This window comes from Bradyrhizobium sp. ISRA436 (genome assembly GCF_029910015.1).
Lineage (GTDB): Bacteria > Pseudomonadota > Alphaproteobacteria > Rhizobiales > Xanthobacteraceae > Bradyrhizobium.
In genome coordinates this window covers 807,614-832,728 of the sequence record NZ_CP094519.1, presented here as the reverse complement: position 1 = coordinate 832,728, position 25,115 = coordinate 807,614, and the positions used below count along the sequence as shown (strand labels likewise).

26 protein-coding genes, 1 pseudogene and 2 riboswitches are annotated in these 25,115 nt (G+C 64.1%); of the genes and pseudogenes, 12 read left to right on the top strand and 15 right to left on the bottom strand.

The window, feature by feature from the left end; translation table 11 throughout:
- Positions 1–419 precede the first annotated feature (419 nt).
- Complete coding sequence (locus MTX23_RS03915; RefSeq protein WP_280975324.1) at positions 420–1,475, top strand: NAD(P)-dependent oxidoreductase; 1,056 nt, start codon at positions 420–422, stop codon at positions 1,473–1,475.
- A gap of 52 nt (positions 1,476–1,527) precedes the next feature.
- Entirely contained in the window at positions 1,528–2,652 is a 1,125-nt protein-coding gene (tal, locus tag MTX23_RS03910) for a transaldolase (protein WP_280975323.1), read from the top strand.
- 249 nt (positions 2,653–2,901) lie between these two features.
- Here tal and MTX23_RS03905 read toward each other — a convergent pair whose 3' ends face one another.
- From MTX23_RS03905 to MTX23_RS03885, 5 genes are read right to left on the bottom strand one after another with little or no spacing between them, the layout of a single operon-like run.
- Positions 2,902–3,123 carry a hypothetical protein gene (locus MTX23_RS03905; protein ID WP_280975322.1) on the bottom strand — a complete coding sequence of 74 codons (222 nt, stop codon included), beginning with the start codon at positions 3,121–3,123 and terminating at the stop codon, positions 2,902–2,904.
- A gap of 11 nt (positions 3,124–3,134) precedes the next feature.
- Positions 3,135–3,626, bottom strand: a complete 492-nt coding sequence (locus tag MTX23_RS03900; protein WP_280990749.1) for a hypothetical protein — start codon at positions 3,624–3,626, stop codon at positions 3,135–3,137.
- A complete protein-coding gene (locus MTX23_RS03895; RefSeq protein ID WP_280975321.1) occupies positions 3,604–3,861 on the bottom strand; it encodes a hypothetical protein in 258 nt (85 codons plus the stop codon). The genes MTX23_RS03900 and MTX23_RS03895 overlap by 23 nt, the downstream gene beginning before the upstream one ends.
- Before the next feature lie 2 nt (positions 3,862–3,863).
- The gene (locus MTX23_RS03890; protein WP_280975320.1) at positions 3,864–4,046 is read right to left on the bottom strand and encodes a hypothetical protein; all 183 of its coding nucleotides are present in this window, start codon (positions 4,044–4,046) and stop codon (positions 3,864–3,866) included.
- A gap of 37 nt (positions 4,047–4,083) precedes the next feature.
- Positions 4,084–4,530, bottom strand: coding sequence for a DUF2267 domain-containing protein (locus MTX23_RS03885; protein ID WP_280975319.1), 447 nt, complete (start codon positions 4,528–4,530; stop codon positions 4,084–4,086).
- 367 nt (positions 4,531–4,897) lie between these two features.
- On the opposite strand from MTX23_RS03885, the gene MTX23_RS03880 reads away from it, so the two are divergent.
- From MTX23_RS03880 to MTX23_RS03870, 3 genes are all read left to right on the top strand, one after another.
- On the top strand, positions 4,898–5,332 hold the full coding sequence (locus tag MTX23_RS03880; RefSeq protein ID WP_280975318.1) for a CBS domain-containing protein: 435 nt from the start codon (positions 4,898–4,900) through the stop codon (positions 5,330–5,332).
- 66 nt (positions 5,333–5,398) lie between these two features.
- Positions 5,399–5,863 (top strand): YbhB/YbcL family Raf kinase inhibitor-like protein, encoded by a 465-nt coding sequence (locus MTX23_RS03875; RefSeq protein WP_280975317.1) that lies wholly within the window; start codon positions 5,399–5,401, stop codon positions 5,861–5,863.
- Between the two features lie 259 nt (positions 5,864–6,122).
- Positions 6,123–6,314 (top strand): hypothetical protein, encoded by a 192-nt coding sequence (locus MTX23_RS03870; RefSeq protein WP_280975316.1) that lies wholly within the window; start codon positions 6,123–6,125, stop codon positions 6,312–6,314.
- Positions 6,315–6,488: 174 nt separating this feature from the next.
- Here the strand turns inward: MTX23_RS03870 and MTX23_RS03865 are convergent.
- The 8 genes and pseudogenes from MTX23_RS03865 to cobU all read right to left on the bottom strand — a co-directional run bounded on the left by MTX23_RS03865 (position 6,489) and on the right by cobU (position 14,154).
- Positions 6,489–7,204 (bottom strand): annotated as a pseudogene (locus MTX23_RS03865) (IS5 family transposase).
- Between the two features lie 239 nt (positions 7,205–7,443).
- Positions 7,444–8,925, bottom strand: a complete 1,482-nt coding sequence (locus tag MTX23_RS03860; protein WP_280975315.1) for a PepSY domain-containing protein — start codon at positions 8,923–8,925, stop codon at positions 7,444–7,446.
- 2 nt (positions 8,926–8,927) lie between these two features.
- Positions 8,928–11,195 carry a TonB-dependent siderophore receptor gene (locus MTX23_RS03855; RefSeq protein WP_280975314.1) on the bottom strand — a complete coding sequence of 756 codons (2,268 nt, stop codon included), beginning with the start codon at positions 11,193–11,195 and terminating at the stop codon, positions 8,928–8,930.
- A gap of 106 nt (positions 11,196–11,301) precedes the next feature.
- A riboswitch (cobalamin riboswitch) is annotated at positions 11,302–11,500 on the bottom strand.
- A 77-nt stretch (positions 11,501–11,577) separates the two neighbouring features.
- Positions 11,578–12,327 carry a CbtA family protein gene (locus tag MTX23_RS03850; protein ID WP_280975313.1) on the bottom strand — a complete coding sequence of 250 codons (750 nt, stop codon included), beginning with the start codon at positions 12,325–12,327 and terminating at the stop codon, positions 11,578–11,580.
- 10 nt (positions 12,328–12,337) lie between these two features.
- A complete protein-coding gene (locus MTX23_RS03845) occupies positions 12,338–12,523 on the bottom strand; it encodes a CbtB-domain containing protein (protein ID WP_280975312.1) in 186 nt (61 codons plus the stop codon).
- A gap of 2 nt (positions 12,524–12,525) precedes the next feature.
- Positions 12,526–12,816: a hypothetical protein gene (locus MTX23_RS03840; protein WP_280975311.1), complete on the bottom strand. Its 291-nt coding sequence runs from the start codon at positions 12,814–12,816 to the stop codon at positions 12,526–12,528.
- A 74-nt stretch (positions 12,817–12,890) separates the two neighbouring features.
- Entirely contained in the window at positions 12,891–13,523 is a 633-nt protein-coding gene (gene bluB, locus MTX23_RS03835) for a 5,6-dimethylbenzimidazole synthase (RefSeq protein ID WP_280975310.1), read from the bottom strand.
- A 127-nt stretch (positions 13,524–13,650) separates the two neighbouring features.
- Complete coding sequence (cobU, locus tag MTX23_RS03830) at positions 13,651–14,154, bottom strand: bifunctional adenosylcobinamide kinase/adenosylcobinamide-phosphate guanylyltransferase (protein WP_280975309.1); 504 nt, start codon at positions 14,152–14,154, stop codon at positions 13,651–13,653.
- 127 nt (positions 14,155–14,281) lie between these two features.
- Between cobU and cbiB the strand changes: the two genes are divergently transcribed.
- Positions 14,282–15,223 carry an adenosylcobinamide-phosphate synthase CbiB gene (gene cbiB, locus MTX23_RS03825; RefSeq protein WP_280975308.1) on the top strand — a complete coding sequence of 314 codons (942 nt, stop codon included), beginning with the start codon at positions 14,282–14,284 and terminating at the stop codon, positions 15,221–15,223.
- 12 nt (positions 15,224–15,235) lie between these two features.
- A complete protein-coding gene (cobD, locus tag MTX23_RS03820) occupies positions 15,236–16,201 on the top strand; it encodes a threonine-phosphate decarboxylase CobD (RefSeq protein WP_280975307.1) in 966 nt (321 codons plus the stop codon).
- Between the two features lie 4 nt (positions 16,202–16,205).
- On the opposite strand, the gene MTX23_RS03815 is transcribed toward cobD, so the two are convergent.
- Together MTX23_RS03815 and cobO are read right to left on the bottom strand one after the other, a co-directional pair.
- A complete protein-coding gene (locus MTX23_RS03815; RefSeq protein WP_280975306.1) occupies positions 16,206–17,654 on the bottom strand; it encodes a cobyric acid synthase in 1,449 nt (482 codons plus the stop codon).
- 25 nt (positions 17,655–17,679) lie between these two features.
- On the bottom strand, positions 17,680–18,330 hold the full coding sequence (gene cobO, locus MTX23_RS03810) for a cob(I)yrinic acid a,c-diamide adenosyltransferase (RefSeq protein WP_280977968.1): 651 nt from the start codon (positions 18,328–18,330) through the stop codon (positions 17,680–17,682).
- 42 nt (positions 18,331–18,372) lie between these two features.
- A riboswitch (cobalamin riboswitch) is annotated at positions 18,373–18,582 on the top strand.
- 90 nt (positions 18,583–18,672) lie between these two features.
- Between cobO and MTX23_RS03805 the strand changes: the two genes are divergently transcribed.
- Genes MTX23_RS03805 through MTX23_RS03785 form a run of 5 tightly spaced genes read left to right on the top strand, consistent with a single transcriptional unit; the run spans position 18,673 to position 25,115 of the window.
- Positions 18,673–19,047, top strand: a complete 375-nt coding sequence (locus tag MTX23_RS03805) for a DUF1636 domain-containing protein (protein ID WP_280975305.1) — start codon at positions 18,673–18,675, stop codon at positions 19,045–19,047.
- The gene (gene cobW / locus MTX23_RS03800; RefSeq protein ID WP_280975304.1) at positions 19,044–20,078 is read left to right on the top strand and encodes a cobalamin biosynthesis protein CobW; all 1,035 of its coding nucleotides are present in this window, start codon (positions 19,044–19,046) and stop codon (positions 20,076–20,078) included. Before MTX23_RS03805 ends, cobW begins: the two co-directional genes overlap by 4 nt.
- Positions 20,078–23,326: a cobaltochelatase subunit CobN gene (cobN, locus tag MTX23_RS03795; RefSeq protein ID WP_280975303.1), complete on the top strand. Its 3,249-nt coding sequence runs from the start codon at positions 20,078–20,080 to the stop codon at positions 23,324–23,326. The genes cobW and cobN overlap by 1 nt, the downstream gene beginning before the upstream one ends.
- Positions 23,323–24,486 carry a precorrin-3B synthase gene (gene cobG / locus MTX23_RS03790; protein ID WP_280975302.1) on the top strand — a complete coding sequence of 388 codons (1,164 nt, stop codon included), beginning with the start codon at positions 23,323–23,325 and terminating at the stop codon, positions 24,484–24,486. Before cobN ends, cobG begins: the two co-directional genes overlap by 4 nt.
- On the top strand, positions 24,486–25,115 hold the full coding sequence (locus MTX23_RS03785; RefSeq protein WP_280975301.1) for a precorrin-8X methylmutase: 630 nt from the start codon (positions 24,486–24,488) through the stop codon (positions 25,113–25,115). Before cobG ends, MTX23_RS03785 begins: the two co-directional genes overlap by 1 nt.

The following is a 25,115-nucleotide window of genomic DNA, read 5'->3' as shown; positions in this document are numbered from 1 at the left end:
CACGGGTCGTCGGATGAGCAGCATGCGTCGAACGCGGCCCAGCCCTGGTTGTTCCTAAAGCCACGCACGGCTCGCGCGGGAGTTGCGCAGCCTCACCACCCTCCAGATGGAACTCAGGAACGCCTGCACCTGCATTCCGTTAGCCGGGTGCAAGACGCACAAGATTTTGAGCACGATTGGCCGCGAGATGGTTTCTGTTGGACGCAGACGCGGCGGTCGTCAGGCTGAGGCTTCGGAGGACATCGTCGAAAAAGGCGACGTCTTTTTTGCCTACCGACCGCGGGTCGGGGAACACAGGGCCGAAGGTTCGGCTGACGTCCAGCGCTTTTACATGGTGATGAAACCGGAAAAGCAGCCGCGGCTTCGCGTGGCTGTGCTCGGTCGCAAGGGCTGCCCGAAGCCCGTGATCATGGGCGCATATGGGCTTCATCGAGGCGATCGAGACCGAGCACGAAACCGCCCGTACCGAGATCTTCCGGCAGCTCAAGATCGCGCCGCGCGAGCATCCGATCGGTCCACTGATCAGGGGTGAATGCGATAGCCGAGGCTCCTGCGGAGCGAGGACTTGCGGAGGAACAAGAATGGAAGTTGGCTTCATCGGGCTGGGGGCCATGGGATCCGCCATGGCGCATCGCCTCATCGAACTCGGTCACCATGTGCGGGTCTGGAATCGCTCGCCTGAGCCCATCGACAGCATCGTGCGAATGGGAGGGCATCGCGTCGACGCGCCGCAGGATGCGCTTTCCGCACCCGCCGCCATCACGATGCTGGCCAATGATGACGCCGTGCGCTCCGTGCTGCTGGAGAGCGGCGCGCTGCGCGCATCCCCGCGCGGGCTCGTCCACGTGGTGACCGCCACGATCTCGGTCGATCTGGCGAAGCAGCTGGAGAAGGTTCACACCGAGTGCGGGCTCGCTTATGTGGCGGCACCGGTGCTCGGCCGACCCGACGTTGCGGCGCAAGGCGGGCTGCATGTGCTTGCGGCGGGAGACGGATCGGCAATTGCATGCGCCCAACCGCTGCTCGATGCCATAGGCAAGAAGACCTGGCACGTGTCAGACCAGCCGCATAAGGCCAACGTTGCAAAGATCGCCGCCAACCTGCTGCTTGCATCCGCGATTGAGACAATGGCTGAGGCGATCACGCTTGCGGAGCGCCATCAGCTTGATCCAGCGCGCATGATGACGGCGCTCACGGGAAGCTTGTTCTCGGCTCCCGTGTATCGGACATACGGCGAGCTCATCCTGAATCGGACATTCGAACCGGCACTCTTCAAGGCGAGTCTCGGCCTCAAGGATGTGAACCTGGCCGTATCCGCGGGCGAGTCTGCCGGTGTTCCATTGCCGGTCGCCGGCCTGGTGCACGATTCTCTCCTCGACGCCATCGCACACGGCCACGGTGAATCCGACTGGGCCGCCTTGGCCACTGCGTCGTCCCGTCGGGCAGGTCTCGGCGGCAACACCAGACGAGATTGATGCAGGATGGTACGCCCGCCCCTGCTCGTGATCGAACTAGGAGAACGAACACATGAACCGAACGGTCGAGCTCTTGGCGCAGGGACAAAGCTGCTGGATGGATGATCTCACCCGGCGAATGATCCGCAGCGGCGAACTGGCGCGGCGGGTTGGCGAGCAAGGCCTGCGCGGCATTACATCGAACCCGGCGATCTTCGAGAAGGCGGTCGCGGAGGGTGCGGACTATGACGAGGACATCGCCCGGGCATCCGCTGCGGGCCAATCCCCGGCTGGCATCTACGAACGGCTGATTACCGCGGACGTCCGGGACGCCTGCGACATCCTGCTTCCGGTGTACGAGGAGACCGACGGCGTCGACGGCTTTGTCAGCCTGGAGGTGTCGCCTCACCTCGCTCACGACACCGAAACCTCGATGGAGGAGGCGCGCAGACTGTGGAAAGAGGTCGACCGGTCCAATCTCTTCATCAAGATCCCGGGCACTTCGGCAGGCGTTCCCGCCATAGAGCAGTTGCTGTTCGAAGGCATCAACATCAACATCACGCTCTTGTTCTCGATCGCGCGCTACGAAGCGGTGGCCGAGGCCTACCTGCGGGCGCTCGAACGGCGGCTGGCGGCCGGCCGATCGGTCAATCGCGTCGCGTCGGTCGCAAGCTTCTTCCTCAGTCGCATCGACGTGCTAGTGGATCGGCTGTTGCGGCAGCGCATCGTGCCGGACCGTCCTCCTCTTCATCCTGATCCACGCGCACTTCTGGGCAGGGTCGCGATCGCCAACGCCAAGCTCGCCTATCAGGCCTTCGTCCGTCACGTGACGAGCAACCGCTGGATGGCGCTTGCCGAGAACGGCGCGCGTCCCCAACGAATGCTGTGGGCGAGCACCAGTACCAAGAACCCGGGCTATCCGGATCTGATGTACGTCGAACCGTTGATCGGCCCGATGACCATCAATACGATGCCGCGCAAGACGATTGCGGCGTTCCAGGACCATGGCACGGTGCAGGCAACAGTTGAGCAGGGCGTGCCGGACGCGCAACGCGTGATGGCCGACCTCGAGCGACTCGGAGTGTCGTTCGATCTTGTTGCCGCACAACTCGAGAACGATGCGGTCCAGAAATTCATCGATCCCTTCGATTCGCTGCTCAAGCAGCTCGCCGCCAACAGCGAACGGGCCAGGGCCTAGCGATCAAGCCAGGGGCAAGGGTGAGGCGAGAAGCGATCGGATCTTCTGGCCTTGCTCAGCGCACTCGGCAATCAAACCAAGGATGCCCAAGCCAAGGATGCCGTGAATTCGACCGCTCCGCGCTACGCCGTCACATGGGACGAATCCCATATATCATCGTCGTAACAGCCAAGTTAAGCGATCTGGCGATTGACTCCGAGGACGAATTAATCGCCGCCTGGCGGCGCTGGCTTCGGCGCAATGCTCTCCCTAGCCGCGCCCCTTGTTGGCGACGTGGTCCTGCAGTTGCTCGGTCTCGATCCATTTCCTGTCCTGGCCCCGCTCACGCGAATGCTTAGCCTTGTCGCGATTGGACAGAACCGTGTTCTCACCGATCAGATCGTCCCGTAGATTGCTCAAACCTCCGCTCCCGGCTCCTTTGCCCTTGCTTGTTGCTCCGGATCCGAAATGCTTTCCCGCTTTGTTGGTCATGCGCTCGACCCTCACAGCTTCGGCCGTCCTTTCATCGTCCCGTTTCCCATTTTGGGGTGGTTGTGCTTGTTGTGCCGGCTCTCCTGATTGAGACCGCCGCGGCTCACCGGAAATTCAGACTGCCGCGCATTCCGTTTGGGACGCCGAGTAGCACTGTTTTCCTCCAGGCGGGCAATATCCTGCCCGACTTGCCGCGCATCAGGAATGTCAGGCTTACGTTCCAGAATCCGCAACTGCTGCTCGTGAGTAATCCTTCCCTGCAGCTCGATCGAGCGGGAAGGACCGCCATGGTCTGAGCCGCGACGCGAGCGGCCTGCGCGCCGTCGCCGTTTCTCGACACCACCTTGCGGATTGGTATCGTTCTCGACGTCGCCTTCGAAGGTATTTTCGCCTTCCAATGCATCGACATCGTCGGGCCGCGCCTGCGCCATTGTGACGCCCTTCGATCCGCCAATCAGCGGATTGCGATGGAGATCTGTATCAATCGGCTTCTTCAGTTTCACATGCCTGCTCATGAGACCCTCTTTGCGGTCGCCGCGTTCCTCCGCCCTTGTCCGAAGGGCGATGAGCATGATGGTGGTCGCGTTCGCCACCACCACCAGACACCTTACTACTGTGCCGCCGCAGAGGATCGTCCGCGGTCGGCTTCCTGATTTCGAATGCGGCCTTTGCGTTCTCGTGCGCGGCCCCAGGGCCGCCCTGCCGGATGCTCGCGCGTGTCTTCGTGGAAGTCGACATTGCTACCGGTCCTGCTGGTACCCTTGGTGGGTCGTGTTCTGCCTTGTGTTGCCCTGGTGCGCCTGTTGGTCGGGCTTTTCGATCTGCTTTTTTCCGGCTTGAGCCTGATGCGGATTTCCCGATTTCGGATCGCCGGGACCCTTGTGGCTTTGATTTTCATAGGGAACCGGAGGAGGCTTCGTCATCGTTAGCTCCCGGAGCTTTTCCTTGGCTTCGTGCGCGTCACGCGGCTGACGAAACACCTTGCGCCGGCCATAGCGCACGAACCTCCTCGGGCAGCGAATGCCGGACCTTCTCGGCCTGATTGGGATCGATGTGGTGGTTCAACACGCGGAACACCGCACGTGCCGCATCGGCCGCATTGACCGGCTTATCGGAATTCATTTGCGCCGTTATGAGCGCAAGGAACTCCTCTTGCGAGCGCCACGTTCGTGGCGTCTCGCTCGGCCGCCACTGTTCGAAGTAGGTACCGCGCACCAGGATCGGTAGTTGCGCTCCAAGATGAACAGCGAGATTGAGCGGGACGCGATCGCGCACCGTTCGCAATACCGCACCCAGGACATGCCATGCCAGCTGCTTGTCGCGAGGCAGCGACGCCATCATTTCATCCAACCATACGTTCGTGAGATGGATCGTTCTGTCGAATACATCGAGACCCGTCGCGCTCATCGGATTCATCCATCGTTGGTCCAACATGGGGCCAATACGACTTTCGCGAATAGGTTCCGAAGTGTTGATATTGGAGTGTCGATATTTGGGTGTTGATATTCGGGGGAGATGGACAAAATAGAAGTCGTAGCCAATCGATGTGCCAGTTCTTCATGGATTGCCGGCCTGCCCCATCCTTTGGTTCCTTCGAAGCACACTTTGCTCGTTCGAAAATTCGCGCCAATGCCGGAACGGCTCCCTGGAGGAGATCGAGTCACCTCACTTGACGCGCTCTTGGCGCGAGGGTCGGCGACAGAAACCGGGCGGCGCGCAGGACGTTGATTGGGCAACCGGAGAAAATCGTCGATGCAGGCTTGAGGAGACAGATATGCAGGTACACGAAATCATGCAGCGGAAAGTAGAGATTGCCGATCCGAACATGACGATTCGCGACGTTGCCCGAAAAATGCGCGCAGGGCATATTGGCTGCTTGCCCGTCGGTGAGAACGACCGACTGATCGGCATGATCACCGATCGCGACATCGCGGTACGGGCAGTCGCCGATGGCCGCGCGCCGGGAAATACGTCGGTTCGCGATGTTATGTCGGAAGGTGTCGGGTACTGCTTTGAAGATGATGATGCAGAAGCGGCGGGGCAGATCATGGCCAAGCATCAGGTCCGACGCTTGCCGGTACTCAATCACGACAAGCGGCTGGTGGGGGTGATCGCGCTTGCGGATCTCGGCCGATCTGAGGCGCGCTCGGCGCACGGCGCCTTGCACGGCGTCTCCCAGCCGACCGACAAGGAACGTCGCCACCTCTAGGGAGGTTAGCGGCGGCAAAGCCGTTGGCGACGGCGATACGATTGACTACAGCAGAAGGAGACGGTCATGACGTTCAGCTTGACAAGTCCTGCGTTCCGCGACGGCGATCAGATTCCGACGAAATACACCGCGGACGGCGAAAACGTCTCTCCGCCTCTGGAGTGGTCCGACCCGCCGGCGGAGACCAAAAGCTTTGTGCTGGTTGTCGAGGATCCCGATGCGCCGTCCGGTACGTTCCGCCATTGGGGTCTCTACAACATTATGGGCGAGCGATCGATGTTGCCGGAGGGCGTTGGCCACGGCGCGAAAACGGAGAAACTGGGAAAGGGTGTCAACGATTTCGGCGAACCGCGTTACCGCGGCCCCGCGCCGCCCAAGGGACACGGAACACATCACTACCATTTTAAGCTTGCCGCGCTGGATGTTGACGCGTTGTCACGAGCGCCCAAGATGTCCGTCGAAGACATCTGGAAAGCCGCCCAAAAGCACACACTCGCTCAAGCTGATCTGGTCGGGACTTACAGCCGCTGACGAGTCCTTATGGAGAGAGATGGTCGCCATAGAGAGAGAGAGAGAGAGAGAGAGAGAGAGAGAGACGGTTGGCACTGGTCTCTATTGGCCTTCGGACAACGATTCGCTCCAAGCTGCGGCGTGCGGGGATGTGCCAATCAGCTCTCGGCAGGGGGGTCGCGATGATAGGCGATCAGCCGCCGCAATTTCTGGCCGCCTGTCCTGCAACTCATCAGCGGGGCTGCGTCTCGATAGAGGCTTGGTGTGCCGGAGTGGGATTATGAATGCAAAACACGAGCGGAGTTTTGAAGAGGCCGCGGACCTTGTCCTGCATGCAGAAGCAGCGAACCGCTATTTGAATGAGCTCTGCGCGGCTTGTGCAGATGGCGACAAGTCCGCGGCGCGAAGGTATCTGCGCGAAGCGATCAGCGAGCTTGATATTGCCCGAGCCCTTCTACGCACCGGGCTCTAATGACTCTCCGCAACGCCTTCGGAACTTGTCTGCGCGTCGGATGACGGCCGAGCTCTGCGAGGTCCCCCCGATGGGGCCGGCAATTTATTCGTTGACGAGACTGCCGCCGCACAAGGGAAGCTCGGAGAGGGAACCTGTTCGCGACCGAAAATCGCGCCTAGGCAGTGTGGACACTTATCGCATCCATAGGACGATGGCAGCGAGAGTGACGACGGCTCGGTAATTTCGGGCGGTTTTTTCGAAGCGGGTAGCGACGCGACGGAACTGCTTGAGTTTGGAGAAGCAGCATTCCACGAGATGGCGCTGGGCATAGAGATGCTTGTCGAGCGGATATTTGAGCGCGCGTGACGGGTTGTTGGGGATGACGGCGAGCGCGTTTTTGGCGGCGATGTGTTTGCGCAAATGATCGGCGTCATAGGCCGTGTCGGCGATGACGACCTCGGCAGGCAGTCCCTCGATTAACGCAGCGGCTTGCGGTGCATCGCCCTTCTGGCCTGCGGTGAGCGTGAACCGGACAGGACATCCCAAGCCGCGAACGGCCATATGGATCTTCGTGCTCAGGCCGCCGCGCGAGCGGCCAAGCGCCTGATCTTCAGGCCCCCTTTTTTCGCGCCGGCGGCGTGCTGATGCGCCCGGACGATGGTGGAATCGACGATCAGGTATTCGAAGTCCGGATCATCGGACATCGCCTCGAAGATCCGCCACCAAACACCCTTGGCGCTCCATCGGCTGAAGCGCCGGAACACACTGTTCCAGTCCCCGAACACCTCCGGAAGATCACGCCAGGGAGAGCCCGTGCGCACGATCCAAAGCACACCTTCCACGAACATCCGGTTGTCTCGCCCGGTCGAGCCCTTCTGGTCGGGCCGGCCGATGATCAGCGGCGCCATGCGCTCCCAGGCCGCGTCGCTCAATACCAAACGATCCATCACACCCAAGACTGCCTCCCCAAAAGCAGCCTTGAATCTGATTTGCTCTCAAAAGGGAATCCTTAGAGTCCACACTGCCTAGAGCATGATCCGGAAAAGTGTGAAGTGGTTTTCCGAAAAGACCATGCTTAAACGAGAAGGTAAAGCGCGATGACGATTCAACGCAATCTCATCGCGCTTTAGGCGTCGCGCTGCATGCCTTACGGCCGGTCTCGATCGCCTGCGGGCGCCAGACGCCGTCGCAGCCGTCGGCAGCCGATCACAATGCCGCTGATCGACACGATCGTGCCGATCAGCGAGAGCAGCCAGACCACGATGTCGCGCGATGGGGCGCAGCGCAGCAGCAGCGGAAAATCGAGGCTGTGCAGCGCGTTGAAGAGCCAGCGATAGGTGCGGCGTCCATCATCGCTGCGATCGAGGATCTCGGCGGTGGCGGGAGAGATGTGCAGCCAGGTGTGGACGGGATCGGCGAAGCCGATCCGCAAGACGGGAAACTCGCGCTCATGGTGGAGCGTGTACCAGTAGGCGTCTGATACATCGATCCGACGCGAGAACGCCATCGTCGCGTCGGAGATTGCGCGGCGCGCGGCTTCGATGATCTGATCGTGCGATAATGTTGTCGGCGCGGCCGTCGTCGGCTCCGCAAGACTCCGACGGCCGTTGTTATCCTCGAGCACCATCAACGGCCGCCCACCGACCCAGACAAATTTCGCCTCCACGGCCGCCGTCGAGGTTGTCGATTGGAAGCTGGTGGCGATGTCAAGCGCGTCGTGCCCGCTATATCTGGCGGCGATATCCCTGGTGATGCCGCGGCGGGAGAATGCCTCTCCGGGATTGAGCGACAGCCAGCCGCTGAACATCCAGGTGAACACAAAGATGCCGCCGATCAGGCCGGCGATGTGGTGCGAGGCCATCCAGCCGCGATACGGCGAGACGGCGCGGCGCGCGTAACGGCGCGTCAGCCGCAGCCGGAGAATGCCGATCCAGAAGCCGGTGACCGCCACGACGAGGCATATGCCTGAGATCCACAGCACGACCTGCCGCCACAGCGGACCGTCCTTGCGCAGGACAGTCGGATAGATCCAGTGCGGGATCGCGCCGGGCCAGTTCCAGACGCGCTCCTGCCGCGTCGTGTCGAGCGCGATCTCGCCGGTGCGGGACGAGACGTAAAGCTCGGTGCCGTCACGATCGCCGAGCGCGATCAGATAGAACGGCCGCAAGGGATCGAACCGCACCGTGACGGACCATTGATCGCGCGTCACGGTGTCGAGCAAATGCGGCTGCGCCGCATGAGGGTGATGGCCGGCAATCGCAAGGGCCTGGTCCGCCGTGATCCGGTCAATGACGCTGCCATCGGTTGCTGAAATGGTGATCGGGTGCTGCCCCCACCCGGTCACCCGATAGATCGGCATGTCAGACATCATCGAGAGGCGCAGGTCGCGCGGATAATGCTCCATACCTGCGATCGCCATGGCGCGATCCGGTGCGATCTGCACCTTGTTCCAGGCAATGACGGGAAGCGCGGCGAGGCGCTCCCGGTCGGTGAGGCGCGGAAAGGCCACGTACATCATCACAAGGCCGGAGATGAACCACATCGCGAACAGCAGGCATGTCGCGATGCCGATCCAGCGATGGATGACATAGAGCCATCGCCGTCCGCGCCGGATCAACGCGCTGCGCATGCTCAGAACTTCAAGTTGACGGACAGTTCCGCGGTGCGCGGCATGCCCAGGAGCCACTGCCCTGTACCGTTCGAGGTCACCGCGTAAACCTTGTCGAACAGATTGTAGACACGAAACGCGACTGTGGTGCGGTCATCGGGCTTCCACCTGATACCACCGTTGACCACGTTGTAGCCCGGCCGCAACTGGGTGTTGGCAAGATCGGAGTACATCTGACCAACGAATTGCACGCCGCCATAGACCGACCAGTTGGGCGCGAAGTCCCAGGTGAGCCAGATGTTGGAGACCTGCTGCGGCACGTTGACCGGAAGATTGCCGTCATAGCTCACGATCCTCCCGCCGACCACCTGGCTGTTGTTGTCGTATCTGGCGCGCAGCAGCGCTAGGTTGGTGTCGAGGCGCCAGCCGTCGTTCAGCGCGAGCCCGATCGATCCCTCGATCCCGCGGGATGATTGCTGGCCGATCTGCAGCGCCAGGCCGGTGGGATTGCTTGGATCGGGAATCGTCAGGCCGGTCTTGACGATTTCATAGGCAGCCAACGTCCATTCGCCGCGGCCGCCCCAAAACGACTGCTTGACCCCGATCTCGGTCTGCTTGCCGGTGGCGAGCTGGAAGGTCTTTTGCGTGGTCGGCAGCGAGATGAGATTGGTGACGGGATCGACGCCGACCGCATATTGACCATAGAACGCGAGGTTCTTGATCGGCTCATACACGAGGCCGGCGCGCCAGCTGGTGCCCGACAGCGAAACGTCGAAGCTGTTCGATGGCACCTTGTCATCGGTGCGATCGACTTCGGGACGATCATACCGGACGCCAGTGACGAGTGACAACTGATTGGTCAGCGAGAGCCGGTCCTCGGCGAACAGCGCGTATTGATTGACGATCGCGTTGAAGCCCGGCGCGGTCGCCGTCGTTGTCGCGAAGAACGATCCGGGATCGAAGACATAAGGATTCACCGACGACGCACCGCCATAGGGCGAGTTGTTGGTGTGGGTGAAGTCGATCCGGTTGACGTCGAACCCGGCAACGAACTGGTTCGCGAGGCCGACGATGTGCCCGCTGAAGGTCGTGTCCATCCGGTTGCCGAGCTGCTTCTGGTCGTGGAAGATTTCGATATAGCTGGAGCGATCGATCAGCTGCGTCTTCGGGTTCCAGGTGTAGTTTTCGATGTCGCGCCAGTGCCGCTCGCTGGTCAGATAATAGAGCGTATTGTTGGCCTTTACGCCGTCGGCGACGTCCCATTCGGTCTTGAACTGGGTCCAGCTGTCCTGATAGCGGATGGTGCTGTCCGAGGCGTTGTAGTTCTTGAAGCGCAGCGCATCCCGGATTGTGCCGTTGATCAGCGGCGTGCCGAAATAGCGCGACGGGCTGCGGTCGCCATAGTCCTCGGAGAGCGTGAAGACGAGATTGTCGGACGCCTGCACCCGCACAGCGGCGGAGACCACCGCATTCGAGGTCTTGTCGCGATCGACCCAGCCGTCCGACATGTTGCCGGTGGCATTGACGCGGTACGATACATTGGGATTGATCGGACCGGTGCTGTCGACCGCAAGCCGCCGCGTCATGTTGCTGTCGAGCGAGACCTCGGCTTCGTTGTAGGGCGTCGCGAGCGGCTTTTTCGGGATCACGTTGATGACGCCGCCGATCGCGCCTTCGCCGTACAGCACCGAGGCCGGACCGCGCAGCACCTCGATGCGTTGCGTCGACCAGGTGTCGTATGGGAACGTCAGGGTTCCGGAGCCGATATAGAAGCGCGTGCCGTCATACAACGTCATCACCGAATTGCTGCCGGCGAAGCCGCGGGTGCTGAACGACAGGCCGCCATTGCCGGGAGCGGGCGTTGCGATGAAGCCGGCCGCGTTCTGAGTGACGGCATCGATCACATTATGCTGACCGCGTTCGGCGACGGTCTCCGACGAGATGACCTCGACACTGGCTGGCGTCTGCAGCGGCGTGAGATTGAGGCGGCTGCCAGTTCCCTCCGGCTTGGTGGCATTGAGCGTCGGTGATGCCCATGCGGACGACGCGGCTGATTCCGATGTCCCGTGCGCTCCCGGATTTGTTGCCGGCCTCGGCCGCGACCGCGCGGCGACGGTGCTGTTTCGCACAAAACGCTTCGGCTTTGCGGCGGCGGGAGGCGAGACCTCGATCGGATCCAGCCTGGTTGACGGAGCGGTCTGCGCCCAGCCTTCAGCCGGCAACAGCAGCGATGACAATGAGCAAACGAGGCCAAGGCGCCATCCAAGCGCGATGGAGGAAGATCCGGACATGAAAAGACTCGCGGTTAACGTGGCACGTCACCGCGAACGCGGACACCGCATACCCGAAAGGCAATGCGCCAACCCCCCACCAGGACGCCCCCGCCCGATGTGCTCGCGTGTGACCACGACTGACGGCAGGTCTCCTGGCTCACGGGTTATCGCCTGTCGACGCCTTCCCGGGCAGCTTGGCCCAGTGGCACATTGACGAAAGGCTCGCCGTTTACAGTTGCGGGGACAGCTGCGGCCTTGGGCTGACGCCCGCACCGCATTCCCTTTTGATCTCCCGAAGGAGAACCGTCAGCGAAGCGAATAAGAGCTCATAACCCAACTGTCAATTCAACGTGATTGCTGGATTGTCATGCGCGCCGACATGACGCGCGCTTCACTTCAGTCACGAGTCACGCAAATGGCCGGAGCGGTCGAAATAAGCAAACGCGACGCTCGTCAGACTCCCCAACATGGACCAAAAGAGCAGGCTCGTTAGTGTGACCGCGACCACAAACTGATGGGACAGCGAGGCTGGAACGTTCGTCTCGACGTGCTCCAGCTCGGGCGCGCCGATCAAGTGGGGTAACATGATCAGGATCACGCCCGCGATTGCGGCCGCGATGGACCGCCGAAAGACGATCAGCCCGAGGCCCGCGGCAGTCGCCAGCGCCGACGTCACCCACCAAATCTGACGCGAGAGCAGCGGAGCCGCGGGCACACCCGGCAATTCGGGTGGCAACCCAAGCCCTGGGGCAATCGTAAACACGGCAAAACCTGCCAGCCCCCACATCAACCCCTGGTGCCATGAGGTCGGCTCGCCGGTCGCGCCGCTGCGGACCGCAAAAAAGCCGCCGAGCAGAAGCGAAAAGCCGATCGCGGTCAGGATGTTCGCGGCAGCCGTGTAGGCGTTGCGCTCCAATCCGTCCCGCGGCTCCCATGCCGCTGCGCCGTGATCGTGATCCGCGTGATCGTGGCCAGCGGCCGCCTGCTGCGCCCCTGCAGCGGCCTCATGCTGGTGCTCCGCCGCCGTCTCGAAGACTTCGGCTCTTAATATCAGCGGCACCGTACCGAACTGCTGCGCGACCGTGACGATCAGACCAACGATGAAACCGGCAATGACCGACGAAAACACAATCGCGCGAAAGGTACTCATGCCACCCCAATCAGTGGCAGGGGAACGCGTTCGAATGGCGCACGTCGTGCGCGGCGTTGTGGATCACGTCGATATGCGAGAACCCGACAACCCCAACAATGAACAAGCCGAGCATCATCGCCATCAGGGATTGGGTGAGCCGTCCCACCTGCTGGCCGGCGGCGACCGGCAAATGCGTGACCTGGGACTGGCTCATGGCTATTCTCCGCGTTCGATGTGACCGCCTTCTAGCAGCTTTCGAGCGATGTCGCGACTAGTAAGATGCAAATTGGTGCCCGCCGGAACGCGCTTGCGTGCAATCTTGGCACTCGCCGCCGCTCTGAATGCATTTTCGAAGCGTTCGAAATAGCCGAGGCAGGCATCCGGCGTCGGATCCGTGCGGAGCAGTGTCCGGAACGCTCCCCGATGGACTGCGCAGATTGCGGCATGCTCCCGGATCGGGAAGACCAGGGACGCGATGTCGTCGCGCCAACAAACACCGCCGTCCATGGGAGGTCTCCTCGGTCGGGCATCTTAGTGCATCTCCACTGGCGAGAACAGTGTCGTGGCCTCGAAGCAGGATCTCAGCGTCGAACAGTGAACTCGCCCGAGCTTCGTCGCGATTCCCACTTCGCCTGTTCGAGCTCCGGCCGGTCACATTCTGCCTCGGGATAACCGATACAGAGATAGCCGATGAACTTCCAGGACTCCGGCACCTCGAGAATGTCGTTAACGCGCGCTGGATTGAGGATCGACACCCAGCCCAGCCCAATGCCTTCCGCACGGGCAGCAAGCCACATCGAGCAGATGGCAGCGACGACCGAATATTCGGTGGTTTCGGGCATCGTCGCGCGTCCGAGGCCCGAACCAATGCTGCTCGTCTTTTCCGCAAATACGGCCAGATGGCCCGGCGCCTCCTCCAGGCCCGACAGCTTGAGCGCCGCATACTTTGCTGCGCGCTCACCCGAATAGGATTGCAGGGCATCTGCATTGCAAGCCCTGAAGTCCTCGATCACCGCGCTGCGCCTCGGCTTGTCCTCGACGATGACGAACCGCCACGGCTGGCTCAGCCCGACCGACGGCGACAGGCAGGCCGTCTCGATCAGCCGCTCCAGGGTGCCGGCCGGCAGCGGATCTCGTCGAAAACGTCGCACGTCGCGGCGCCACACGAACAATTCGTGCAGTTGCCGGCGAAACGTATCGTCGAATGAGATCATCAGGATCGTCGTCCGGTCTTGAGGAGAGCAGCCAGCAGCGGGATTGTGATCCTGCCAAGCCGCGCGAACGCACCAAGCATATCACCGATCGGGCACGCCGGGCTTTTGCGAGGCGCGATGCGATGCCTCATTTGAGCTTCATCGGCAAGCCTGCCACGACAAATTCCACCTCGTCTGCCACGCCGGCAATGGTCTGATTCATGAGGCCGGCAGCATCGCGAAAGGCCCGCGCGAGCGCATTGTCGGGCACGATGCCGAGGCCGACCTCGTTGGTCACCATGACGACAGGGCTGTGCTGGCGCGGCAGCGCGGCAGCAAGGCGATCAATCTCCCGTGACCAGTCGCGCTCCGCATGAAGGAGGTTTGAGAGCCACAGCGTGAGGCAATCGATAAGCCTAGCGGCGCCACCGTCGGTCTCGACCAGTGCCTCGACGAGGTCGAGCGGCACCTCCCGTTCGATCCAGTCGTTGCCTCGCCGCGCGCGGTGGCTCGCGATGCGCTCAACCATCTCCGCATCGAGGGCTTCTGCCGTGGCAATATAAACGGGCTGCCCGGAAAACGAGCGCGCGCGGAGCTCGGCGCGCCGGCTTTTTCCCGATCGAGCTCCGCCCGTTATCAGAATGACGGCCATCATGATCTCCTGTCGGGCCAGCACTAATCACCAAACGCGGTGAAAGACAAAGCCGAAATCGGTCGCGCAGGGCTTGCGCTCACGCGGGGTCTTGCGCATCAGGAGAGGTCGAGGCGGGAGATGGTGCGTGAGCTTTGCGGGAGCGATGGCGGTGGCCATGGTTGTGGATGCTCTGATCGGCTGGCCGGCGTGGCTGTTCGCGCGCGTCGGCCATCCCGTGACCTGGCTTGGCCGGCTGATCAGCGCCGTCGACACCGGCTGGAACCGGACATCTGCTCCGCCCGCGCTGCGTCGCGCGGCAGGTATCGCGGCCGCAACTCTGGTGATCGCGGCGGCAGCGGGACTCGCTTGGGCGATTGAGATCGTGCTCCCCACTGGCTGGACCCGCATTGTCCTGGTCGGAATTCTGGCATGGCCGCTGGTTGCCTTGCGCTCGCTTCACGACCATGTCGCTGCGGTCGCAAGTCCGCTCGAATCCGGCGATGTTGCCGGTGCGCGTGCGGCGGTTTCGCGCATCGTCGGACGCGATCCCGCAACGCTTGATGATGCCGGCATTGCGCGCGCGACGATCGAGAGCCTGGCCGAGAATGCGTCCGACGGCATCGTCGCGCCGATGTTTTGGGGCGCGCTGTTCGGGCTGCCCGGCATTGTCGGCTACAAGGCGATCAACACGCTCGATTCCATGATCGGCCACCGCACCGCGCGGCACGAGGCTTTTGGCTGGGCCGCGGCCCGCATCGACGATCTCGCCAATCTCATCCCGGCGCGCCTCACCGGCCTGATGTTCGTGCTGCTCGCTCCGCGGCCCGCGCAGGCGTGGTCATGCATGTTGCGAGACGCGAGCCGCCATCGCTCGCCGAACGCCGGCTGGCCGGAAGCCGCCATGGCCGGCGCGCTCCGCGTACGGCTCAGCGGTCCGCGCATCTACCACGGCAGCACGGCGAACGAGCCCTGGCTGAACGAAGCGGCGCACGATCCCGGCGCCACCGACATCCGCCGGGGACTGAAACTCTATCGTCGCGCCATGCTGCTGTTGACGGGCGCGCTCGCGATCCTGGCTTTCGTGTGAGGGAGCGGCTCGATGCCTGAGCATGGCGGAAATCTTGATGTCGCGCAGCGACGTTTCGGTGGCCGGCCGGAGGACTGGATCGACCTGTCGACCGGGATCAACCGGCAGCCCTATCCCTCGCTCGACGTAGAGCCGCGACTGTGGAGCGCGTTGCCGTCGCGGACCGACATCGAATCGCTCTGTGACGCGGCACGATACGCCTACGCCACCGATGCGCCGATCGTGGCGCTGGGTGGTGCGCAAGCCGCCATTCAGTTGCTGCCGCATGTGTCGTCTAACGGCCGGGCGCGCATACTTGCGCCGACGTATAATGAGTACGCCGCAGTTCTTTCGGCCTCCAGCTGGGACGTCACCGAGGTGTCCGATCTCGAAGCGCTCGCGGGTGCCGATCTCGCCGTGGTCGTCAATCCTAACAATCCGGACGGAAGACGTCGCGGTAGCGGCGAGTTGCTGGCGCTGCTGCCGCGCGTCGGCCGGCTCGTGATCGACGAGAGTTTCGCCGACGCCGTTCCCGGCCTGTCGCTTGCATCAGAGGCTGGGCGCGAGGGACTCCTGATCCTGCGTTCGTTCGGAAAATTCTACGGGCTCGCCGGCCTGCGGCTCGGCTTCGCGATTGGCGGCGAGCGGGAGATTGCAGCGCTTGCGGCGATGGCCGGCCCATGGCCGGTGTCGGGTGCCGCGATTGCTATCGGCCGGCGCGCGTTGCGCGACAATGCGTGGAAAATGGCGACGTCGACGCGTCTGGCGAGCGATTGCCTCAGGCTCGATGCGATGGTCCAATCGCAGGGCTGGACATTGGTCGGCGGCACGCCCCTGTTCCGGCTCTACGAGACCGGCGACGCCCTGGCCGCGCAGGAGAAGCTGGCGCGCGGGCAAATCTGGTCACGCGTCTTCGAACAACGTCCGGGATGGCTGCGTCTCGGCCTGCCCGGAAGTGAAGCGGAATGGTCCCGACTTGCCGCGATCTTGTCGCGCTGACGATTCACCGCGCCAATGCAAGCAGCCCGTCGACGTCGAGATGGGCTTCGATGTGATCGGCGAGCGCATCGAGCGCGCCGTCGACCCTGGCGCCGTACGCCTGATCCGCGGCGGGAATGTCGAGTTGCGCGAGGAAAGCCTTGCGGAAATCGTCTGACGCGAACAGGCCGTGCAGATAGCTGCCGTGGACGCGTCCATCGCCGGACACAGCGCCTTCCGGCGCGCCGTCAACAAACGCGAACGGCCGGGCCCGATCCGGGCCGTCGGTTCGCCCAATGTGGATCTCATAGGCGCTGATCGGTTGACCGGTGGCGGCACGGACGCCGTCGACGCGCGTCAGCGTCTTCTGCTCGGTCATGACGGTCGCAACATCAAGAAGTCCGAGGCCGCGCGTTTCGCCGGCGGAGCCTTCGATCCCGTCGGGGTCGGCCACGCTCTGTCCGAGCATCTGGTATCCGCCGCACAGCCCCAACACATGCCCGCCGCGGCGATGATGTGCCAGAAGATCGATGTCCCAGCCCTGTGCGCGCAGGAAGGCGAGATCGCCGCGCGTCGATTTCGAGCCGGGCACGATGACGAGCCTGGCGTCGCCCGGAATGGCGTCGCCGGGACGCACCATCACGAGATCGACGCCCGGTTCGAGCTTCAGCGGATCGAGATCGTCGAAATTGGCGATGCGTGACAGCGCAAGAAACGCGATCTTGCACTGGCCGGGCTTGCGCGCCTCGCGGAGCCCAAGCGCATCTTCGGCCGGAAGCTCGCCAGCGCGGACGAAGTAAGGCAGCACGCCAAACCCGCGCCATGACGTGCGGGCTTCGATCAGCCGGTAGCCGTCATCGAACAGCGTTGGATCGCCGCGAAACTTGTTGATGACGAAGCCACGGATCATCGCGGCGTCCTCAGGATCGATCACCGCCTTGATGCCGACGAGTTGCGCAATGACGCCGCCGCGATCAATGTCGCCGATCAGCACGACCGGGACCTCGGCCTTGCGGGCAAAGCCCATATTCGCGATGTCGGCCTTGCGCAGGTTGACTTCCGCAGGACTGCCGGCCCCTTCGACCAGCACGAGATCGGCGCGATCCTTCAGCCGCGCGAAACTCTCCAGCACGGCATCCATCAATGAGGGCTTCATCGCGGCATATTCCCGGGCGCGCGCCGTTGCGGCGCGCTTGCCCTGCACGATGATCTGGGCGCCGACATCGCTCTCCGGCTTCAGCAGCACCGGGTTCATGTCGGTATGCGGTTCGACGCCGGCGGCAAGTGCCTGCAGCGCCTGCGCGCGTCCGATCTCGCCGCCATCGACGGTCACGGCCGCGTTGTTCGACATGTTCTGCGGCTTGAAGGGCAGCACGCGCAGGCCGCGCCGCTTCGCCGCGCGCGCGAGGCCCGCAACGATCAGCGACTTGCCGACGTCCGAGCCCGCCCCCTGGATCATCAATGTGCGCGCCATCGCCTTTGCGTGCCCGGCTATGCTGTCAGAACTCGACGCCCGGTTGGGCCTTGATGCCGGACCGGAACGGATGCTTCACAAGCGTCATCTCGGTGACGAGGTCGGCGATCTCGATCAACTCCTCCTTGGCGTTGCGCCCGGTGAGCACGACATGCGTCATCGGCGGCTTTGACGTCTTCAGAAAATCGACGACATCGGCGATCGCCAGATAATCGTAACGGAGCGCGATGTTGATCTCGTCGAGCACGACCATACGCAAGCTTGGATCGGAAATCAGTTGCTTGGCCTTCTCCCAGCCGGCTTGCGCGGCGGCAATATCGCGCGCACGATCCTGCGTTTCCCAGGTGAAGCCTTCACCCATCGCGTGGAATTGACAGAGGTCGCCGAAATGCCCGGTCAGCAGGCGGCGTTCGCCGGTATCCCAGGCGCCCTTGATGAATTGCACCACGGCGCAGGGAAAGCCGTGTGCCACGCAGCGGACGATCATGCCGAAGGCGGAGGATGATTTTCCCTTCCCGGCCCCGGTATGAACGATGATCAGTCCCTTCTCACCGCTCTTGGTGGCCATGATTCGATCACGGGCGACCTTCTTCTTGGCCATCTTGGCGGCATGGCGGGCTTCCAGCGCGGCCTCGGAGCCACCGGCTTCGTCCTCGGCGGCGTCTCGTTCAGACATCATCTGACGTTCCTTCGGCTTGACAAGTTCCGGGCTTGGACGAATGGTGGGCCCTGCGTTGGTGCCTGTCCTACGACAGGCGAAGAGGGAATGCGATAGGGCTCAAGTCGGCCCAAAGCGCAGCCGCCCCCGCGACCGTGACCGGAGAGATGCCCAAAGCCACTGATTCCCAACGGAATCGGGAAGGCGGGGATCGAAGGGAAGCCCCCTGCTCCGCAAGCCGGGAGACCTGCCAGCGCAGCAGTTGAGACCAGCGGACGGGGTGTTCCGCGACGGGGAACGAACCTTTCCATCGATCGGTTCGTGTGCCTCATCGCCTCCCGCTGTCAGTCAGGAAGGGCGATGAGCGTTACACTTCATGTCTGCATCACCTGCCGTGCCGGCCAGACGCTCGCGGAAGGTGAGACCACGCCCGGCGCGCGGCTGCATGCGGCGATTCTCGACGCCGGCGTGCCTGATGGCGTCAATCTGGTTCCGGTCGAATGTCTGTCGGCGTGCAGCCAGGGTTGCTCGGTCGCGCTCAGTGCGCCGGGGCGTTGGTCCTATGTCTATGGCCGCCTGTCCGCGGCAAATGCGACGGATGTGATCGCGGGTGCGTCCGCCTATGCCGCGGCACCCGACGGCATCGTGCCGTGGCGCAGCCGTCCGGAAATCTTTCGCAAGCAATCGCTCGCCCGCATTCCACCCGTAGCCGTTGTGCCAGAGGCCGCAGAATGAACACGCTTACCAAGGTGCCCGTCACCGTCGTCACCGGCTTTCTCGGATCTGGCAAGACGACGCTGATCCAGCATCTGATCAAGAACGCCAACGGCAAGAAGCTGGCGGTGCTGGTGAACGAGTTCGGCCGCGAAGGCGTCGACGGGGAAATCCTGAAGTCGTGTGCCGACGCCAATTGTCCGAGCGAGAACATCGTCGAACTCGCCAATGGCTGCATCTGCTGCACTGTCGCCGACGATTTTATCCCGGCGATGGAGCAATTGCTCGCGCGCCGCGTGAGACCCGACCACATCGTGATCGAGACATCGGGGCTCGCGCTGCCGAAGCCGCTGCTTAAAGCGTTCGACTGGCCGGAGATCCGTTCGCGGATCACGGTCGACGGCGTGATCGCACTGGCCGATGCGGAGGCCGTCGCCGCCGGCCGCTTTGCGCCCGACCCGGTCGCGGTCGACGCGCAGCGCGCGGCTGACAACAGTCTCGACCACGAGACACCGCTGTCTGAGGTGTTCGAGGATCAGATCGCCTGCGCCGACATCGTGCTGCTGACCAAGGCGGATCTCGCTGGCTCCGAGGGCCTCGAAGCCGCCAGGCTGGCGATCGCGGCCGAAATGCCGCGGCAGGTGCCGATGTTGCCCGTCGTCGACGGCGCGGTCGACGCCCGCGTGATCCTGGGTCTCGAGGCCGCGGCGGAGGACGACTTGGCGGCGCGTCCATCCCACCACGATGGCGAGGACGAGCACGAACACAATGATTTCAATTCCGTGGTGATCGACCTCCCGGAAGTCTCCGATGTCGATGCGCTGGTCGCATCGATCAAGGGACTGGCGCGCGAGCAGAATGTGCTGCGCGCCAAGGGCTATATCGCGATCGCGGGCAAGCCTATGCGCCTGCTGGTGCAATCGGTCGGCGAACGCGTGAGGCATCAGTTCGACGTGCCCTGGGGCGTGCGGCCGAGGCAGTCGAAGCTGGTCGTGATCGGCGAACACGGCGATATCGATGAGGCCGCCATCAGGGCGCGACTTGGTGTCTGATGCACGTCGTCTTCCGCGAGAGCCGCGGTCTTGACGAGACCGCGACACCAAGGGACCTCGGCCAGGATCCGGCCGAGCTCGCGGTGCTCTCGTTTTCCGACAGCGATCTTGCCGCGTTCGCATCCGGCTGGCGGCGCGGCTGCGGGTCGCTGCCGTCGTTGCGGCTCGCGAATCTGGCGGACCTGCGCCACCCCCTGTCGGTCGACACCTATATCGAACGGACATTGTCGCAGGCGCGCGGCATTCTCGTGCGCCTGATCGGCGGCGAACCCTACTGGTCATATGGGCTGGCCGCGCTGCATCGCCTGGCAAGAGAGCGCAACATCGCATTTGCGGTGCTGCCGGCGGATGGCCGGGATGACCTGCGGCTGGATGAATTCTCTACCCTGCCGGTCTCCACGCTGCGACGGCTCAAGGTGCTCTGCGACAAGGGTGGTCCCGTTGCGGCGCAGGCCGTGATCTCCCAGCTCGCGCTGGCGTCGGGGCTCTATGCCGGCCCGGTCGTCGGCGAGATCGATCTTCCGGAGATCGGAGTCTACGATCCCGGGCTCGGTGCCGTCGCGACACTGCCGGCGCCAGACAACCGGCCGCGGGCGCTGGTGACCTTCTATCGTTCCTATCTCGCGGCCGGTGACACGGCGCCGGTCGACGCGTTGATCGGCGCGCTGCGGCAGAAGGGCTTTGATGCTTACGGCGTGTTCGTCAGCTCGCTGAAGGCAGCGGGCGTCGCCGATTGGGTGCGCACCCAGTTTGCACAGTGCCCTCCCGCCGCCATCGTCAACGCGACCGCCTTCTCCGCGGTCGGCGACGACGGTACGACGCCGTTCGATTCCGCATCCTGCCCGGTGTTCCAGGTCGCCCTGTCGACAGCGCGGCGCGACGATTGGGCGGAGTCACTTCGCGGTCTTTCCCCCGGCGATCTGGCGATGCACGTGGTGCTGCCGGAGGTCGACGGCCGCGTGTTTGCGGGCGTCGTGAGCTTCAAGTCTCCCGGCGAGCGCGATCCCGATCTCCAGTTTGCGCGTCTTGCGCACCGGCCGGACGACGAGCGTGTCACCGCTGTGGCCGCGCGCGTCGCCGCCTGGCACCGGCTCGCGAATAAGCCGACGCACGAGAAACGGCTCGCTGTCGTGCTCTCGAACTATCCTGGCCGCCCCCACCAGATCGCGCATGCGGTCGGCCTCGATGCCCTCGCCTCCGTCGATGTGCTGCTGTCCGATCTCGCGGTCGCCGGGTTCGACGTCGAGGCGGTGGAGTCACTCGGCGAGGTTCTGCCGCAGCAGAAATTGACATGGAGCGTCGCCGACTATCGCGCGTCGCTGGCCGGCCTTCCGCGCCAGCTTCAGGACGACCTCGCGAACGCCTGGGGCGCGCCGGAGCATGATCCCGATTGCCACAGCGGCGAATTTCAATTCGCGGCGATACGATGCGGTAAATCCTTCATCGCCGTTCAGCCGGAGCGCGGCGACGTCGGCAAGCGTGACGCCGACTATCACGATCTCTCGCGTACGCCACGCCACGCCTATGTCGCGTTTTACCTCTGGCTCAGGCAGCAGGGTATCGACGCCATCGTGCACATGGGCGCGCATGGGACGCTCGAATGGCTGCCGGGCAAATCGGTCGCATTGTCATCCTGCTGCTGGCCGGAGGCGCTGATCGGCGATCTGCCGGTGATCTATCCTTTCATCGTCAACGATCCCGGCGAAGCGGCTCAGGCCAAGCGGAGGATCGGCGCGGTCACGATCGGCCACCTGCCGCCGCCGCTAACGAACGCCGCATTGCCGGAGAGCCTGCGCCGGCTCGAACAGTTGCTTGATGAATATTCGACCGCCGACGGCCTCGATCCCACGCGGCGCCAGCGCCTGATTGCTGATATCCGCGAGGAAGCGCGGCTCGCCGGGCTGGAGGACGATCTCGGTCTCGCCGCATCGGTCTCGGCGGCCGAAGCCATTCCACAGATCGATCGCTTCGTCTGCGATCTCAAGGAAAGCCAGTTCGGCGACGGCCTGCATGTGTTCGGCCAGGGCGCGTGCGGCGAGGCGGAGAAGCGTGCGCTGCGCGATGCGCTTTCCGGCCGGCGCGTTGCGCCGGGGCCTTCGGGCTCGCCGTATCGCGGGCGCGGCGACGTGCTGCCGACCGGACGCAATTTGTATGCGGTCGACCCGCGCGCGGTGCCGACGCCGTCGGCGCATGCGCAAGGCGTCAAGCTTGCCGAGGAATTGTTGCGCCGTCATCTGCAAGACCACGGCGACTGGCCGAAAGGCCTCGTCGTCGATCTCTGGGGTTCGTCGACGATGCGCACCGCCGGCGAGGATTTCGCGATGGCCCTGCGTCTCGCCGGGCTCGCGCCGCGCTGGGATCACGCCTCGGGCCGGGTCTCGGGCTACGACATCATCGCGCCGGCAGAGCTCGGCCGGCCGCGCATCGACGTCACGCTGCGCGTGTCGGGGCTGTTCCGCGACGTCTTCTCAGGTCTCGCCCAGTTGTTCGAGGCCGCGGCCGAGGCGCTGTCCGAGCGCCGCGAGGAAGGCGACGAAAATCCCTATACGCGGCGCGTCTCGCGCGTGTTCGGACCTCGTCCGGGGCAATATGGGGTTGGGGCCGGTTCGACGCTGGATGTCTTCACACAGGAATCCCGCGAAGCCGCCGGGGAAGCCTGGCTGTCGGCATCATCCTTTGCATTCGCCGCCGATGGCGAAATGCGGCCGGACCGCGCCGGCATCGAGGCCAGGCTCGCCGCGGCCGATGCCTTTGTCCATACCCAGGATCTGCCGGAGACCGATCTGCTGCTTGCGGCGGACTATGCCGCGCATGAGGCCGGCGTCGCCGCGGCGGCCCAGCGCGTCGGCGCGAAGGCTCCATCGCTCTATCACCTCGACGCGACGCGGCCGGATCAGCCGCATGCCCGGTTGCTGACCGAGGAGATCTCGCGGGTGGTGCGCGCGCGCGCCGCCGACCCGGCCTGGATCGCGGGGATGATGCGTCACGGCTTTCGCGGCGCGGCCGAGATCACCGCGACGCTCGAACACATGGCGGCCTTTGCCCACCTTGCCGGCGCGGTGCCGCCGCATCTGTTCGATCTCTATTATGATGCGACGCTGGGCAACGGCGACGTTCGCGCATTCATGGCGCGCGAGAATCCAGCAGCGTTGGCCGCGATGGAAACATGTTTTACGCGATTGCATGAGGCCGCACTCTGGAAGACGCGGCGCAATTCGATCGCGGCCGCGCTGCGGGAGGCCTCATGAGCGCCATGGCCATCAAAGGATGGTGCCCTGGCGCGCTGCGACCGATGCAGTCGGGCGACGGGCTCGTGCTACGCATTCGCCCGCGCGGTGGACGGCTGGACGCTACGCAGGCAGCGGGGATCGCTGACCTAGCCAGGCAATATGGCAACGGGCTGATCGATCTGACCAGCCGCGCCAACCTCCAGATCCGCGGCGTCGGCGATCGCGGCCACCCGCCCTTGCTCGACGGGCTCGCGCGGCTCGGATTGCTCGATCCTGATGCCGAGACCGAAGCGCAGCGTAATGTTCTGGTGACGCCGTTCTGGACCGAAGGTGATGATAGTTGCGCGCTCGCAGCCGAACTCGAGCTCGCTCTTGTCGGCGCTTCGCTCGAGCTTCCGACCAAGTTTGGCTTTGCAGTCGATGACGGCCACGCGCGGGTGCTGGCCGGAGCGTCTGCTGACGTCCGGATCGAGCGCGATCCCGCCGGCAAGCTGTTGGTGCGCGCCGATGGTGCTAGGTTCGGCCGTTGTGTCACACGGAGCGAGGCCGTGCCGGTCGCACTCGCGCTGGCCGAATGGTTCGTCGCCTCGGGCGGCGCCAACGGCGACAGGCGGCGGATGGCAGCCCATATTGCCACGGGCGCACGCCTGCCCGATGCGCTTGGCGGCGATGCCGAACCGGCGCCTCGCGCGGCCGACCCGTCTCCCGGTCTTTATGCGCCGGGCACGATGGTCGGGGTTGCATTCGGTCAAATGCCGCATGGAACGCTGCGCCGTCTCGCTGCTAACGCACAAGCGCTTCGCTTGACGCCGTGGCGGATGCTGCTGGCGGAAGGGATGCGCGACATGCCCCACGATACTGACCTCATCACACGGGCCGACGATCCGGCGCTGCGCGCGATCACCTGCAGCGGTGCGCCGCGCTGCCGTGAGGCCCATGCCGATACGCGCACTTTGGCATCTGCGCTTGCACCCCATATCCCGCCCGACGCCCGGCTCCACGTCTCCGGCTGCGCCAAGGGTTGTGCGCATTCCGGTCCGGCCACGATCACGCTCGTTGCAACACGCGAGGGTTTTGACCTTGTCCGAAACGGCTCGACGCGAGATGCGCCTGTGAGGCGCGGACTGAGCGGCGCGAGCATCGTCGCCGATCCCTCCGCATTGGTGGGAGGCTGCTGATGCCACACACCTATGAGACCGACGGGGCCGCGATCTATCGGCAATCCTTTGCCACCATCCGGTCCGAGACCGACCTCGCCCGCTTCACGTCGGACGAGGAGCCGGTGGTTGTGCGCATGATCCATGCTGCCGGCATGGTGGGGCTTGAGGCGCATATCCGCTTCACGCCCGGCATGGCCATCGCCGCGCGAGCCGCCCTGCAGAACGGCGCGCCGATCCTGTGCGACGCACGGATGGTGTCGGAAGGAATTACGCGCGCACGCCTGCCGGCCGGCAACGCCGTCATCTGCACGCTTGGTGACCCAGCCGTTGCTGCGCTCGCGCAATCCATGCGCAACACGCGCTCCGCGGCGGCGCTCGAGCTGTGGCGGCCGCATCTGGTCGGCGCCATCGTCGCCATCGGCAACGCGCCGACCGCCCTGTTCCATCTGCTCAACATGCTGGAGCAGCGGGATTGCCCAAGGCCGGCGGCAATCATCGGCTGCCCGGTCGGCTTTGTCGGCGCCGCCGAATCCAAGGCTGCGTTGATGGCCGATCCGCCCGCACCCGCCCTGACGGTCGAGGGACGCCTCGGCGGCTCGGCGATCACGGTTGCCGCGGTCAATGCATTGGCGAGCCGGAGCGAATAG

Excerpts from the sequence above, each read along its gene's own strand:
- MTX23_RS03915 (WP_280975324.1), top strand. The coding sequence starts at position 420 with ATGGGCTTCATCGAGGCGATCGAGACCGAGCACGAAACCGCCCGTACC.
- tal (WP_280975323.1), top strand. The coding sequence starts at position 1,528 with ATGAACCGAACGGTCGAGCTCTTGGCGCAGGGACAAAGCTGCTGGATG.
- MTX23_RS03905 (WP_280975322.1), bottom strand. The coding sequence starts at position 3,123 with ATGACCAACAAAGCGGGAAAGCATTTCGGATCCGGAGCAACAAGCAAG.
- MTX23_RS03895 (WP_280975321.1), bottom strand. The coding sequence starts at position 3,861 with ATGTCGACTTCCACGAAGACACGCGCGAGCATCCGGCAGGGCGGCCCT.
- MTX23_RS03890 (WP_280975320.1), bottom strand. The coding sequence starts at position 4,046 with ATGACGAAGCCTCCTCCGGTTCCCTATGAAAATCAAAGCCACAAGGGT.
- MTX23_RS03885 (WP_280975319.1), bottom strand. The coding sequence starts at position 4,530 with ATGAGCGCGACGGGTCTCGATGTATTCGACAGAACGATCCATCTCACG.
- MTX23_RS03880 (WP_280975318.1), top strand. The coding sequence starts at position 4,898 with ATGCAGGTACACGAAATCATGCAGCGGAAAGTAGAGATTGCCGATCCG.
- MTX23_RS03875 (WP_280975317.1), top strand. The coding sequence starts at position 5,399 with ATGACGTTCAGCTTGACAAGTCCTGCGTTCCGCGACGGCGATCAGATT.
- MTX23_RS03870 (WP_280975316.1), top strand. The coding sequence starts at position 6,123 with ATGAATGCAAAACACGAGCGGAGTTTTGAAGAGGCCGCGGACCTTGTC.
- MTX23_RS03860 (WP_280975315.1), bottom strand. The coding sequence starts at position 8,925 with ATGCGCAGCGCGTTGATCCGGCGCGGACGGCGATGGCTCTATGTCATC.
- MTX23_RS03855 (WP_280975314.1), bottom strand. The coding sequence starts at position 11,195 with ATGTCCGGATCTTCCTCCATCGCGCTTGGATGGCGCCTTGGCCTCGTT.
- MTX23_RS03850 (WP_280975313.1), bottom strand. The coding sequence starts at position 12,327 with ATGAGTACCTTTCGCGCGATTGTGTTTTCGTCGGTCATTGCCGGTTTC.
- MTX23_RS03845 (WP_280975312.1), bottom strand. The coding sequence starts at position 12,523 with ATGAGCCAGTCCCAGGTCACGCATTTGCCGGTCGCCGCCGGCCAGCAG.
- MTX23_RS03840 (WP_280975311.1), bottom strand. The coding sequence starts at position 12,816 with ATGGACGGCGGTGTTTGTTGGCGCGACGACATCGCGTCCCTGGTCTTC.
- bluB (WP_280975310.1), bottom strand. The coding sequence starts at position 13,523 with ATGATCTCATTCGACGATACGTTTCGCCGGCAACTGCACGAATTGTTC.
- cobU (WP_280975309.1), bottom strand. The coding sequence starts at position 14,154 with ATGGCCGTCATTCTGATAACGGGCGGAGCTCGATCGGGAAAAAGCCGG.
- cobD (WP_280975307.1), top strand. The coding sequence starts at position 15,236 with ATGCCTGAGCATGGCGGAAATCTTGATGTCGCGCAGCGACGTTTCGGT.
- MTX23_RS03815 (WP_280975306.1), bottom strand. The coding sequence starts at position 17,654 with ATGGCGCGCACATTGATGATCCAGGGGGCGGGCTCGGACGTCGGCAAG.
- cobO (WP_280977968.1), bottom strand. The coding sequence starts at position 18,330 with ATGTCTGAACGAGACGCCGCCGAGGACGAAGCCGGTGGCTCCGAGGCC.
- MTX23_RS03805 (WP_280975305.1), top strand. The coding sequence starts at position 18,673 with ATGAGCGTTACACTTCATGTCTGCATCACCTGCCGTGCCGGCCAGACG.
- cobW (WP_280975304.1), top strand. The coding sequence starts at position 19,044 with ATGAACACGCTTACCAAGGTGCCCGTCACCGTCGTCACCGGCTTTCTC.
- cobN (WP_280975303.1), top strand. The coding sequence starts at position 20,078 with ATGCACGTCGTCTTCCGCGAGAGCCGCGGTCTTGACGAGACCGCGACA.
- cobG (WP_280975302.1), top strand. The coding sequence starts at position 23,323 with ATGAGCGCCATGGCCATCAAAGGATGGTGCCCTGGCGCGCTGCGACCG.
- MTX23_RS03785 (WP_280975301.1), top strand. The coding sequence starts at position 24,486 with ATGCCACACACCTATGAGACCGACGGGGCCGCGATCTATCGGCAATCC.